Origin of the sequence: Mycobacterium numidiamassiliense, assembly GCF_900157365.1 — a bacterium.
Classification (GTDB): Bacteria; Actinomycetota; Actinomycetes; order Mycobacteriales; family Mycobacteriaceae; genus Mycobacterium; species Mycobacterium numidiamassiliense.
In genome coordinates this window covers 239,907-252,593 of the sequence record NZ_FUEZ01000003.1, presented here as the reverse complement: position 1 = coordinate 252,593, position 12,687 = coordinate 239,907, and the positions used below count along the sequence as shown (strand labels likewise).

Below are 12,687 nucleotides of genomic sequence, written 5' to 3'. Positions count from 1 at the left end.
CTACGGGCGGTGCAGATGACGTATTTCGAAAAAGACGCGATCTTGTCGGGCGTCGGTATCTCGCGGATCGGCCGACGCACCGGCATACCGGGCCGCGACCTCACCATGGAGGCCGTGCGGGCTGCCATCTCCGACGCCGGCCTGATGCCCACCGACGTCGATGGCATCGCGACCCTGGGTGACACCCCCGCCGCGGAGGTCAACGCCGAACTTCAGATCGAAGCGGCCGATTGCGGTTCCGGCTTCGGCACCGGTGGACTGCTGAGCCCGGTGATGTCGGCCTGCCGCGCGGTCTCCGAGGGGCGCGCTCATCACGTGGTGGTCTATCGGACGATTCAGATGCTCGGGGGCACCGTGCCGGTCAAGCAGGAAGAGGACGCGCCCGCCCCGCCGCTTGCCCGGATGTTCGAGACTCCCGAAGGCGAAGCGAAGCCTGCCGTCGGGGCCATGGACGACGTCAACGATCTGGTTGCGGCCCAAGCCTATTCGGCGGCGAACTGGCTAGCGCTGAATTGTCGTCGGCATATGGAGCTGTATGGAACAACCAAGGAGCAGTTGGGCTGGCTCGCCCTCAACGGCCGGCGTAACGCCGCGCTGAATCCCCTTGCGGTGTACCGGGAACCGATGACCATGGCCGATTACCTGGGCGCGCGCCTGGTGTCGACGCCGTTCGGGTTGCTGGACTGCGATGTGCCCATCGACGGTTCGATCGCCGTCGTGGTGTCGCATGCGGACTACGGCCCCGACTGCCCGCACCGCGCCGTCCGGGTGGAGGCGATCGGTGGATCCGACGGCGCCGGCGGCTGGTTCCACCGCGACGACTACCCGAAGATGGCGATGTCGGATGCCACGGCGCAGATGTGGTCGCGCACCGAGTTGAAGCCCGCCGACCTCGGCGTCGCCGAATTGTACGACGGCTTCACCTATCTCACCCTGGCCTGGCTGGAAGCCCTGGGGATCTGCGGCGACGGCGAGGCCGGGCCGTTCGTCGAGGGCGGCGTGCGGATCGCCCGCGACGGTGTGCTGCCGCTGAATACCTATGGGGGGCAGCTATCGGCGGGTCGCATGCACGGCTACTGGGCGCTGCACGAGGGATGTTTGCAGCTGCGCGGCGACGCGGGGGAGCGGCAGGTGTTACAGCGACCCGAGGTTGGCGTGGTCTCCGTCGGCGGTGGTCCGGTCGCGGGATGCATGCTGCTCACGTGTTGAGACGGGCCTGATCGAGTCCGGCATGAGTACCGACCCGGACGGCGGGCGCGCGACGAAACTCGCTTCCACGATTGCCCGCGATATCGAAGCCGACATCGTCCGGCGCGGCTGGCCCATCGGGGCATCGCTTGGCTCCGAACGCTTTCTGCAGCAACACTTTTCCGTGAGCCGGTCGGTGCTGCGAGAAGCCGTTCGCCTGGTCGAGCACCATCAGGTGGCCCGGATGCGGCGTGGCCCCAACGGTGGGTTGCTGATCTGCGAGCCGAACGCGGGCCCGGCGACCCGGGCCATTGTCATCTATCTCGAGTACCTGGGCACGACGCTTTCCGACCTGCTCAACGCGCGCCTGGTGCTCGAGCCCCTGGCGGCATCCCTGGCGGCCGAACGAATCGACGAATCCGGCATCGACCGGCTACGAGCCGTGCTGCGCGCCGAGGAGCAGTGGAGGCCCGGACTACCGGCGCCGCGCGACGACTTCCACATCGCGCTCGCGGAGCAATCGAAAAACCCTGTCCTGCAAATATTTATCGACGTGTTAATGCGGCTCACCACTCGGTACGCCCTGCAATCGCGAACCGACTCGCCCCGCGAGGCCGTCGAGGCGCTCGACTACATGCACATCGACCATTCCGAGATGGTTGCCGCCGTGACGGCGGGCGATTCCGCGCGGGCCAAGACGCTGTCCGAGCGGCATGTGGAAGCGGTGACGGCTTGGCTGCAGGACCATCACCCCGGTGCCGAGCCGCGGGGCGGCAGCCGGGCCGGTCCGGCGAGCCGCGCCGCACGCGCGTCGGCCAGCCAGGTCCGATCTCCGGGCAAGTTGGCTGAGGTACTGGCGGCCAATATCGGCGACGAGATCGCCGCCCGCGGTTGGCAGATCGGCTCGATCTTCGGAACCGAGACGGCCTTGTTAGAGCGCTATCGGGTGAGCCGCGCGGTGTTACGCGAAGCGGTGCGGCTGCTCGAATACCATTCGATCGCGCAGATGCGCCGCGGGCCAGGAGGTGGGCTGGTCGTCACGGAACCGCACGCGCAAGCCAGCATCGATACGATCGCGCTCTACCTCCAGTACCGCAGGCCGAGCCGCGACGACCTGCGCAGCGTCCGGGACGCCATCGAGATCGACAACGTCGCCAAAGTGGTCATGCGTCGCGCCGATTCTGATGTGACGGCGTTCGTCGAAACCCAGCGAGTCGCGCGAGACGAACGCCCCCGTACCGCCGACGATGTGCGTAAGGCCACAATCGAGGAATTTCGGTTCCACTTCGGACTGGCGCAGCTGGCCGGCAACGCACTGCTGGATCTGTTCTTGCGGATCATCGTCGAGTTGTTCCGGCGCCATTGGACCAGTACCGAGCAGGCGCTTCCCACCTGGGACGACGCCGTCGCCGTCGAGCATGCCCACCTTCGAATTCTCGAGGCGATATCCATCGGTGACGACAGTTTGGCGCGCTACCGCGTCCGTCGTCACCTCGATGCCGCGGCTTCGTGGTGGTTGTAGGCCGCAGCCTGGTCGAGCGAGGCCGGTTTGTGACGTGTCAACTGCGTAGCGAACGCCCGTGCGGGGTACTGGGGTAACTGGGGGGACACGGATTTACGTAGTGCGGATGGGCAGTTCCGGCAGGGGCTGGCGGGGAGTTGGCATTGGTGACGGACAGCAAGGGCGAGCGAATGGTCAGGGGCACGGGAAACGAGCATCAAGGCTTCGTTCATTCCGCGCTCCTCTACCACTCACAGCGGGAGTTCCTCGATTCTGTGGTCGCCTTCGTCGACGACGGTCTATCGATGGACGAGGCGGTGCTGGTCGCGGTGCCGGGCGAGAATCTGGAGTTGCTGCGCGGCTCGCTAGTCGGTGCCGGCGGCGGATTGCCGGCCGGGCTGCAGCTGGCGGACAGCGCTGACGTGGCTCGCAACCCGACCCGGTTCCTGGCGCTGGAAGGCTCGTTCGCTGAAGAACACCCGGACCGACGGGTGCGGATCGTCAGCCAAGTCGTTTGGCCCGGCCGTACCGCGGCAGAAATTCCGGCGTGCTTGCAACACGAAGCGCTGCTCAACGGGGTTTTCGCGGGCCGTCAGCTAACGGCGTTGTGTCTCTACGATGCGGGCAGGCTGGAAGACGACGTGCTGGCCGGTGCGCGTGCGACCCATCCTCTCGTGTGGAAATGCGGCGCGTTGCAGCCCAGCGACGAGTACGCGCCGGACGACATTCTGGCGAACTGCAACCAGCCGCTGCCCGTCAATCCGGGTGCGGTCACCTACACGGTCAGGCAATCCACCGACCTGCGTCCGGCCCGCTCATTCGCAGTCAACTACGGCGACTGGGTCGGACTGTCCCAGGACGGCATCGACGATCTGCAATTGATCGCCACCGAGCTGGCCACCAACAGCCTGATGTACACCGACGGCGCGTGCCGGCTGGCCTTCTGGCGGCACGACGAGCATCTGGTGTGTGAAGCGCGCGACAGCGGGCGCTTGGATGATCCACTGGTGGGACGGCTGGACCCGGGCCCGACCGGCCCGGCCAGCCGCGGGTTGTTTCTGGTCAATGCGATATCGGACCTGGTGCGGACCCATACAGCGACCACCGGAACGACGATCCAGGCCTATCTGCGGCTCAATCCCTCGCCGGGTCAGAACGGATAACACAGGTTCGACGATGACGATGTCCAGCGATGCGATTTAGCGTGTCAGGGGAGCGTGGCGGGGGGGATGACGCCACCGACAGCGCCGCCACCGGCTGCGCCGGCGCCGGCACCGGTGCCGGTGACGCCAGCGCCGGCAGCGCCGCCGAGTCCGGCGGTACTGGCAACGACCGTACATCCCGTCGGTAGTGTCACGAAGGCGAGCGCTACGGCCGCCGTTATCAGTACCTTCTTGGTCCGTGCGTTCACAGAACGTGCCTTTCGCCTATGAGTCTGTGCACTGGTGCGCAACTAATACTCGTTGCTGCACTTGTGTACAGCTATTTCGCTCAAGCCAGGCTGAACCGCACGAGAAGCACGAGTGAATGAGGCCGAAAACGCGGGCGAATTGTCGATCATCTGGATCCCTACGCCCATCACCGGGGCCAATGGATTGAGCTGAGGCGTCGACCCGCCTGCTGTTGTGGGTTAGCTGTTGCGGGTAGAAGGGAGCCGACGCTCGCGACGGCGACGGCGACGTTATGGCCGCTACGGCAGCGTCGGAAGAATGCCGCCCGCGCCCGCAACCGAGCCGGCGGGGACACCGCCTCGGCCCATGCCGCCGGCGCTTCCAGCAGCACCGCCGGCACCGCCGGCGCTGCCAGCACCGGCCATCGGGCCGACGGCTCCGCCGCCGATGATGCCGGGGACGGCCTCAAAACCGCATCCCGCCGGCAGCATCACCGTGATGGACGCTGCGAACAGCGTGATCAGTACCTTCTTGCTCCGTGCGTTCATGGGACGCGTCTTTCGTCGGCGATCCTATTGAACTAGTGTGCATCGGCTGCGCGCCGGCTGGAAGAACCCCACGCGAAGCAAAATTGAATGAGCCCGAAAGCTCGGTCAAATTGGCTATCGCGGATGACGCGCTGCGGGCACCGGACTGCCGAGAAATTTGCGCTAAACCGCGCGCAGTTGCCGGGTTCGAGCGGGTGAAACCGGTTAAGTGACGCGGTAGTGCGATAACCGCATTACTTTCCCGCTGCGGACGCGGCGGCTGCAGCGGCCGCAGCGGGAACGCCGGCAGCTGGGGCAGTTCCGGCCCCCGTGCCGATGGCAGCACCGCCAATGAGGCCGGGGACGGCCTCAAAACCACATCCCGCCGGCAGGAACGCGGCGATTAACGCTGCGCCCGTCGTCGCCAATACCTTCTTGCTCCGTGCGTTCATCGGCCCTACCTTTCGCCGGTGAGCTATTGGACTCGTGTACGACTATTACGTTCAAGCCCGATTGAACCGGACCCGAAGCGAAATTGAATGAGTCCAAACATGCCGACGAATTGTCCATCTCCTCGAGCAGATATCCGTCGGGATCTCCTCACCGAAATCTGTCGCCCGGCGCGATCGATGAATCGACGAGTCCGTCTGCATTTCACGGTGATTCGAGGCGGGTGGGCGATGCCTGTGGCGAGGCCAAGGCCGCCGGCCCGTCGTCTGCTCGACGGAATAACGAAAAGCAGTTGGCCCGCCGGGAACGAGAGTCCCGGCGGGCCAACTGCTGTTGCCCGATTAGAGGCCGAGTGCGCCCGTGATCCCACCGACGAGGCCACCGGTACTGCCGCCAAGACCGCCGGTACCGATGCCCGCACCACCACCGCCGCCAGCAGCGGTCGCACAACCGGTCGGTAGCAGCACCATCGCGGTAATTCCGGCGGCGGCTGCGACAGTCTTAAGGGTTTTCGGCCCGAACTTCCCCTTCATGATCGTCCTCTATTCATCGGCGGATGCTAGGCGTCGTTGCTACTAGCACGCGTCGAATAGCCGCTATTCGACGAAAGCAAACAGGACGTAACGAGGCTTCGGATACGGGATACCGGCGGCGCCTCCCAAAGGAATTTGCACTCGGGGCGCGGGGCGTCTAGTGTCGGCGATCATGCGTCTTCTGAGTGCCGTAGTAGCCAGTACCCGCAGCGGGGTCTGATCCCAGACCGACCCCCCGCTGTGGGTCGGAAGCTACTACCGTCGGTCGCTCCCTCTGAGCAGAGAAGACCGATACCGTGCCTCTATCCCAAACTCTTTCCGGGCCTCGCTCGATGTGCGCGCTGGACTCCAGTCGCGTCCCCGCGCGCGAGTACGGGGCCAACGCGTGGTTCGCAGCTCACTTCGGCGTTTCGTTGCCCCGCGGTCTGCGTGAGCGCGCCGAGGCCATGTCCTGGGCCAGCTTCGTCGCGACGTACGGTCACGGCCCCGGCCCCCTGCGGCTGGGCCATTGGCAGTGCACCGATCCCGAGCCGTCCGCGCGGCGCCTCGGCCCGCAGGCCAGCAATTTCCGGGCCGTGATCGCCGTCGGCGATCGCATCAGCACCTCGACCGCGGCCGCCAGCGGACCCGTCGCTGCGCTCACCGCGATGCTGCACGAGCGTGGGATCACCTTGGAGACAGTGAAGTTCCACCAAATGCGCTCGGGCGATTCCGTCGCCACCTTCATCTGCGGCACCAACGGCATCCGTACCGAGTGGGCCATGGGCTTGGGTGACGACCCGACGCAGTCGGCGCTGCGCGCGCTGATCGCGTGCGCTAACCGGCTAGAAGGCGAGCAAAAGGCCGCCTAGCCGGCGCGAAATCACAGTGGGCGCAGCACAATCGGCATGCCGTCCTTCGGCACCGGCATGCCGCCATAGTCCCACTCGCACTTGTAGCCTGGGCGGGGCGGCTCGAGCCGATACTTGCGCAGCAACCGGTGCAGGATCGTCTTGATCTCCAGCTGCCCGAACACCATCCCGATGCACTTGTGGGCGCCCCCGCCGAACGGTGTGAACGCGTAGCGGTGTCGCTTGTGCTCATTGCGCGGCTCGGTGAATCGTTCCGGGTCGAATTTCATTGGGTCCGTCCACAATTCGGGTAGCCGGTGATTCATTCCCGGGTAGGCGATGACGTTGGTGCCCTTGGGGATGTAGTAGCCCAGCAGGTCGGTGTCGCGCACCGTCTGCCGCATGGCCCACTGCACCGGCGTCACCAGCCGGATCGACTCGTTCATCACCAGATCCAGCGATTCCAGCTTCTCCAGCGCGTCGATGTCGAGCGGGCCGTCGCCAAGGCGGTCGGATTCCTCGCGGCAACGCTGCTGCCACTCGGGGTGGCCGGCCAGGTTGTAGGCCATGGTCGTCACCGTCGACGTCGAGGTGTCGTGGGCGGCCATCATCAGGAAGATCATGTGGTTGACGATGTCTTCGTCGGAGAACGTGTTGCCGTCCTCGTCCTCGGTCTGGCACAACACCGACAGCAGGTCGGTGCCCGGGTTGGCGCGTTGTTCCTGGACCCGCTCGCGGAAGTAGTTCTCCAGCAGTTCGCGCGCCTTGAGGCCCCGCCACCAGGTAAACGGCGGCACCGGGGTGCGAATGATCGCGTTGCCGGCGCGGGTGGTGATGGCGAACGCGTTATTGACCTTGGTCACCAGGTCGTGGTCGGTGCCCGGCTCGTGGCCCATGAACACCATCGAGGCGATGTCGAGCGTCAGCTCCTTCATCGCGGGGTAGAGCAGGAAGCGCGCGTCGTTGGGCACCCAGTCGTTGGCGATCGTCTTCGAGACCACCTGGTCCATCTGCTCGACGTAGCTGACCAGCCGGGACCGGACGAAGGCCTCTTGCATGATCCGCCGGTGGAACATGTGTTCTTCGAAGTCCAGCAGCATCAGGCCGCGGTGGAAGAACGGCCCGATCACCGGGACCCAGCCCTGCTGCGAGTAGTCCTTGTTGCGGTTGGAGTAGACGACCTGCGCGGCGTCCGGGCCCAGCGCGGCGATGCCGGGGAGTACCGGTGAATCGCCGAACACCACAGGGCCTTTGGTCTCGTACAGGAATTTCACATAGTCGGGGCCACCGCGCATCATTTCGATGATGTGCCCGATGACCGGCAGCCCCGCGTCACCCACGGCCGTTTTCAGTCCGCTGCCCGGCGGCGGGTCAGCGAGCTTGCGCTCCGGGAATTGGTGATTCAGCAGCTTGCGTTCCACCACGCCCATGCCAGGAAAATTGTTGAACGACGGCGTGAACCGGCGCCGCGCCTGGTCGAGCAGGTAGTGCGGGGTGCTGATGGTCGCGACCATTGACGCTCCTTTGCGCTGCTTGCGGACCCCGGCCAGGTGACCGCTGTCACTAAATTATTCATCCTTGGTCACGAACTTGACGGCTGTCAAGTTTGCTTTTCCTGTGGCGTGGTGCAAGGTCGGGGTGTGAGTAGCGAGGCCGTGAATCCTGGACCGGGCGAGCCGGCCACCAGGCGGCGCGGTGACAAACATCGACAAGCCATCATGACGGCGGTGCGTGAGCTGCTGGAGGAAAAACCGTTCGGCGAGCTGTCGGTCAGCTCGATCAGCCAGCGCGCCGGCGTCGCCCGATCGGGCTTCTACTTCTATTTCGACTCGAAGTACGCGGTGCTGGCGCAGATCATGGCCGAGGCCACCGAAGAGCTCGAAGAGCTCACGCAATACTTCGCCCCCCGGCAGCCCGGCGAGTCACCGGAACAGTTCGCCAAGCGCATGGTGCGCAGTGCCGCCGCGGTATACGTGCACAACGACCCGGTGATGACGGCCTGCAACGCCGCCCGCCATACCGACGCCGAGATCCGCGACATCCTCGGACAGCAGTTCGAGGTGGTGTTGCGCGATATCGTCGGCGTCGTCGAGGCGGAACTGGCGGCCGGAACCGCGAACCCGATCAGCGACGACATCCCGACACTGGTCCGGACCCTGATTGGGACCACTTCCCTGATGCTGACCGGCGACCCGATCTTCGTCGGTGACGTCGACGACCTGGACCGACGCGTCCGTCTTCTCGAGCAGTTGTGGCTGAGCGCGCTATGGGGTGGCGGCGGCTAGCGGTCACTGGCTGTTACCGCCGGTATCGTCAACGCCATGGGGCAGAGGGCAGCCTGGCAGTACTTCGCGGGGAAGCGGTGCTTTGTCACCGGTGCGGCCAGCGGCATCGGCCGCGCCACCGCATTGCGGCTCGCGGCATACGGCGCCGAGTTGTTTTTGACGGACCGCGACGCGGACGGCTTGGCGCAGACGGTGGCCGACGCCCGCGCGCTGGGCGTGCACGTGGCCGAGCACCGCGTGCTCGATATCGCCGACTATGACCAGGTCGCGGCCTTTGCCGCGGATATCCACGCGAGGCACCCCAGCATGGACGTCGTGATGAATATCGCCGGGGTGTCGGCGTGGGGAACCGTCGACCGACTGAGCCACGAGCAGTGGAGCAAGGTGATCGCAATCAACCTGATGGGGCCCATCCACGTTATCGAGACGTTCGTCCCGCCGATGATGGCCGCCGGTCGTGGTGGGCGGTTGGTCAATGTGTCGTCGGCGGCCGGACTGGTCGGGCTGCCCTGGCATGCGGCATACAGCGCCAGTAAATACGGATTACGCGGCCTTTCCGAGGTGCTGCGCTTCGACCTGGCCCGGCACCGCATCGGGGTGTCGGTGGTGGTGCCGGGCGCGGTGGAGACGCCGCTGGTCAAGACGATCGAGATCGCCGGCGTCGACCGCGAGGATCCCACGGTGAGCCGCTGGGTGGACCGCTTCGGGCATCATGCCGTATCGCCCGAAACGGCGGCCGACAAGATTTTGGCGGGGGTGCACAAGAATCGGTATTTGATCTACACCTCGCAGGACATCCGGGCGCTGTATGCGTTCAAACGGCTGGCGTGGTGGCCCTACAGCGTGGTGATGCGCCAGGTGAACGTGATATTCACGCGCGCACTGCGGCCCAGCCCGGCACCGCTACTGCGGCATGGCCAATTCGAGTCGCACCCCGAGTAGCCGCACCGGGCGGTCGAGGTCGAACAGGATCAGGACGCGCAGGGCGGCGGCGACGATGACGTCGGGATCGGTGGTGGGTGCCGCCAGCTTGCGGATTTTGGTGCGGGTATGAAACGTCGCGGTGCGCACGGTCACCGCCACCCGGGTGACGATTCGAGCCGACGCCACCACATCGTCGAGCGCTCGTGTCGCCAATTCCGTTACGGCCGAGTCCATTTCGGACCGATCGGTGAGGTCGCGCGGGAAGGTGACGACGTGGCTGCGCGAGCGGGGAATCCACGGCTCGGCGCTGACGTTCTCGTCGCCGCCTCCCTTGGCGAGCAGCAGCAGCCACAGGCCGGTGCGCGGGCCGAACGCGGACGTGAGTAGCTCCGCATCGCTATGGGCAAGCTCTCGCACGGTGGTGATGCTTAGGGCGGCAAGCTTTTTCGTCGTCTTGGGGCCCACTCCCCATAAGGCATCGACCGGACGGTCGGCCATCACGTCCATCCAGTTCGCGTCGGTGAGGACGAAGATGCCCGCTGGTTTGGCGAAGCCCGTGGCCACCTTGGCGCGCTGCTTGTTGTCGCTGATGCCGATCGAACAGGACAGCCCGGTTTCGGAGAGGACGACGGCGCGGATCTGTTCGGCGACGTCGATCGGATCGGCCTCTGTCACAGCGACATACGCTTCGTCCCAGCCCCACACCTCGACGGGATATCCCACATCCCGCAACAACCCCATGACCCGATCGGATGCCGCGTCGTAGGCCGCCGGGTCCGACGGCAGGAAGGTGGCGCCGGGGCAGCGTCGGGCAGCGGTGCGCAACGGCATGCCCGCGTGCACCCCGAACTCGCGGGCTTCATACGACGCGCACGTGACGACCTTGCGCGGTTCGGTGGGATCGCCGCTGCCGCCGACGATCACCGGCAATCCGGCTAGCTCCGGGTGGCGCTGCAGTTCGACCGAGGCCAGGAACTGGTCGAGGTCGACGTGCAGGACCCAACGCGATGTCGGCATAGGCGGCCGTCGATCACCGTCCACACAGCTTGCGCGCCAGGCTTTCCCACGCATCGCCCAGGCTCTCGAGGGTGTGGCCGCCGAAGTCGAGTTGATGCTCGACGTAGTCGACGTCGAGCAGGGCCAGCAGCGCGTCGGTCTGAACGTCGAGATCTCCGGTGGTTTTTGCGGCCGCCAACAGCACCCGCACATGGGTGCGCTGTACCGCGGCCGCCCCGACATGACGGGTCTGCGGATCGCCCTTGGCCGCCGACAGCAGCGCGTGGTGGTGATGGACGAAGCACAGCCGCTCCCGGCCGAAGGCCACCAACCGATCCATCGGCGGCGCCTCGGGACCCAGCGGCGGCGGCCCGAACAGGAAGGCCTGCTGACTGGCCCGTTCGTCCTCGTCGAGCAGCACCATCATCAGGCCGGCCCGGCTGCCGAAGCGGCGGAACACCGTGCCCTTGCCGACGCCGGCCTCCGCCGCGATGGCGTCCATGGTGACGGCGTCCGCGCCGCGCTTGTCGACCAGGTTGCGGGCCGCCTCTAACAACAGCGCTCGGTTGCGGGCGGCGTCGCCGCGTTCGTGCGGGAGCTCCTGTGCAGCAGAAACGGGCAACTCGCCCAACCGCTCGACTCCGCTCACCGTTGCACTGTAGCGCGGCGGGAATAAAACGGACTACAGTCCGTTTGTAGCGTGCAAGGATGTAGACCAGTAAGCGAAGGGACGGAACAGTGGCAGAGATCAAAGTATTGGCGTTGGTGGGGAGCCTGCGCGCGGCGTCGCTCAACCGCAATATTGCCGAGCTGGCGGTAGACGTGGCTCCGGACGGCGTCGCCGTGACCGTCTTCGAGGGCCTGGCGGACGTGCCGTTCTATAACGAGGAAATCGACGACGTCATGAACACCGACGCCCCGCCGCTGGCCGCGGTGAATGCGCTGCGTGCCGCGGCGGCCGAGGCGGACGCTGCCCTGGTGGTCACCCCGGAATACAACGGCAGCTACCCGGCCGTCATCAAGAACGCGATCGACTGGCTCTCCCGCCCGTTCGGCGACGGCGCCCTGAAGGGCAAGCCGTTGGCGGTGATCGGCGGATCGTTCGGCCAGTACGGCGGGGTGTGGGCACACGACGACACCCGCAAGTCCTTCGGGATCGCCGGCGCCCAGGTGGTCGAGACGATCAAGCTCTCGGTGCCGTTCCGGGCCCTGGAAGGCAAGGCGCCCGCCGAGCACGCCGAACTGGTCGAGAATGTGCGTGACGTCGTCGGCAAGCTCGTCGCCGAAGTCAGCTGAATTTAGCCGTATCCGACAAGCCGTGTGCCGGGCGACCAGCACGGTTGGGCCAACTACATAGTCAAAGCCGCCAGCCGCTGCTGGCGGCTTTGCTAGTGAGGGCTCGTGACGGTCGCGGACGGGGCGATGTCAGTGCCCGGTGGTAAACCAATGCGCATGATTCGCCGCGACGCGACTTGTGACGTGCGACACGCCGTATGGATGTCCACGTCGGGCCTTACGACCAGGGAATTTCAGAATTGTTATTCAGAACATCTTGTATCTCGAGTTCTTGTCGGCCACTAGGTGTAGTGTTTCGAAGGCCGACAGATCCCAGGATCACCAAGCTGACCGGGCCTTGGTGGACCTTCCCGAAATGGCTGGAACACGTCGAAGCGAGACTTCGAGCCGACAGCCGCTCCACGGGAATCACGGGGCTTGGCGGAGCGCTGAATGTAGCGCAGACGTACTACCCCAAGCAGTTGCCAGTCCAAAGATCAGTCCATCCGCGAAGGAGCGGCATTCTATGAGCATCACCGTGTACACCAAGCCGGCGTGTGTCCAGTGCAGCGCGACTTACAAAGCTCTGGACAAACAGGGTCTCGCCTATGACTCGATCGACATCAGCCTGGACTCCGAGGCGCGGGACTACGTGATGGCGCTGGGCTATCTCCAGGCCCCCGTGGTGGTGGCTGGGAACGACCATTGGTCGGGCTTCCGTCCCGACCGCATCAAGGCACTCGCAGGAGCGGCGCTCAGCGCCTAGCGGGTAGACGACGAGTAAGGA

Annotated in this window: 15 protein-coding genes; 8 read left to right on the top strand and 7 right to left on the bottom strand. The window is 65.7% G+C overall.

The annotated features are described in order from the left end of the window. Positions 1-15 precede the first annotated feature (15 nt). The 3 genes from MNAB215_RS00935 (at position 16) to MNAB215_RS00925 (ending at position 3,852) form a co-directional block, all read left to right on the top strand. Positions 16-1,209, top strand: coding sequence for a thiolase family protein (locus MNAB215_RS00935; protein WP_077077052.1), 1,194 nt, complete (start codon positions 16-18; stop codon positions 1,207-1,209). A 22-nt stretch (positions 1,210-1,231) separates the two neighbouring features. After that, positions 1,232-2,710, top strand: a complete 1,479-nt coding sequence (locus MNAB215_RS00930) for a FadR/GntR family transcriptional regulator (RefSeq protein ID WP_077077051.1) — start codon at positions 1,232-1,234, stop codon at positions 2,708-2,710. Positions 2,711-2,880: 170 nt separating this feature from the next. Then, a complete protein-coding gene (locus MNAB215_RS00925) occupies positions 2,881-3,852 on the top strand; it encodes a sensor histidine kinase (RefSeq protein WP_077078312.1) in 972 nt (323 codons plus the stop codon). Between the two features lie 44 nt (positions 3,853-3,896). Here the strand turns inward: MNAB215_RS00925 and MNAB215_RS29350 are convergent, their stop codons facing one another. From MNAB215_RS29350 to MNAB215_RS00910, 4 genes are all read right to left on the bottom strand, one after another. Beyond that, a complete protein-coding gene (locus tag MNAB215_RS29350) occupies positions 3,897-4,100 on the bottom strand; it encodes a prenyltransferase (protein WP_131829067.1) in 204 nt (67 codons plus the stop codon). A gap of 279 nt (positions 4,101-4,379) precedes the next feature. After that, a complete protein-coding gene (locus tag MNAB215_RS29585; protein ID WP_077077050.1) occupies positions 4,380-4,628 on the bottom strand; it encodes a hypothetical protein in 249 nt (82 codons plus the stop codon). A gap of 233 nt (positions 4,629-4,861) precedes the next feature. Beyond that, positions 4,862-5,059 carry a hypothetical protein gene (locus tag MNAB215_RS29345; RefSeq protein WP_131829066.1) on the bottom strand — a complete coding sequence of 66 codons (198 nt, stop codon included), beginning with the start codon at positions 5,057-5,059 and terminating at the stop codon, positions 4,862-4,864. A gap of 339 nt (positions 5,060-5,398) precedes the next feature. Further along, a complete protein-coding gene (locus MNAB215_RS00910) occupies positions 5,399-5,590 on the bottom strand; it encodes a hypothetical protein (RefSeq protein ID WP_077077049.1) in 192 nt (63 codons plus the stop codon). Between the two features lie 332 nt (positions 5,591-5,922). Here MNAB215_RS00910 and MNAB215_RS00905 point away from each other — a divergent pair, with 332 nt between their 5' ends. Further along, a complete protein-coding gene (locus MNAB215_RS00905; RefSeq protein ID WP_077077048.1) occupies positions 5,923-6,441 on the top strand; it encodes a 2-isopropylmalate synthase in 519 nt (172 codons plus the stop codon). 11 nt (positions 6,442-6,452) lie between these two features. On the opposite strand, the gene MNAB215_RS00900 is transcribed toward MNAB215_RS00905, so the two are convergent. Next, positions 6,453-7,934: a cytochrome P450 gene (locus MNAB215_RS00900; protein ID WP_077077047.1), complete on the bottom strand. Its 1,482-nt coding sequence runs from the start codon at positions 7,932-7,934 to the stop codon at positions 6,453-6,455. Positions 7,935-8,138: 204 nt separating this feature from the next. Here MNAB215_RS00900 and MNAB215_RS00895 point away from each other — a divergent pair, with 204 nt between their 5' ends. Both MNAB215_RS00895 and MNAB215_RS00890 read left to right on the top strand, forming a co-directional pair. After that, positions 8,139-8,705 carry a TetR/AcrR family transcriptional regulator gene (locus MNAB215_RS00895; protein ID WP_108637505.1) on the top strand — a complete coding sequence of 189 codons (567 nt, stop codon included), beginning with the start codon at positions 8,139-8,141 and terminating at the stop codon, positions 8,703-8,705. A 36-nt stretch (positions 8,706-8,741) separates the two neighbouring features. Then, positions 8,742-9,647 (top strand): SDR family oxidoreductase, encoded by a 906-nt coding sequence (locus MNAB215_RS00890; protein WP_077077045.1) that lies wholly within the window; start codon positions 8,742-8,744, stop codon positions 9,645-9,647. On the opposite strand, the gene MNAB215_RS00885 is transcribed toward MNAB215_RS00890, so the two are convergent. Further along, positions 9,609-10,646, bottom strand: a complete 1,038-nt coding sequence (locus tag MNAB215_RS00885) for a DNA polymerase IV (protein ID WP_077077044.1) — start codon at positions 10,644-10,646, stop codon at positions 9,609-9,611. The genes MNAB215_RS00890 and MNAB215_RS00885 overlap by 39 nt on opposite strands. Before the next feature lie 13 nt (positions 10,647-10,659). Continuing rightward, positions 10,660-11,274, bottom strand: coding sequence for a TetR/AcrR family transcriptional regulator (locus tag MNAB215_RS00880; protein WP_077077043.1), 615 nt, complete (start codon positions 11,272-11,274; stop codon positions 10,660-10,662). Positions 11,275-11,363: 89 nt separating this feature from the next. On the opposite strand from MNAB215_RS00880, the gene MNAB215_RS00875 reads away from it, so the two are divergent. After that, entirely contained in the window at positions 11,364-11,921 is a 558-nt protein-coding gene (locus tag MNAB215_RS00875; protein WP_217348892.1) for an NAD(P)H-dependent oxidoreductase, read from the top strand. 505 nt (positions 11,922-12,426) lie between these two features. Then, complete coding sequence (locus MNAB215_RS00865; RefSeq protein ID WP_077077042.1) at positions 12,427-12,666, top strand: redoxin NrdH; 240 nt, start codon at positions 12,427-12,429, stop codon at positions 12,664-12,666. Positions 12,667-12,687 lie beyond the last annotated feature (21 nt).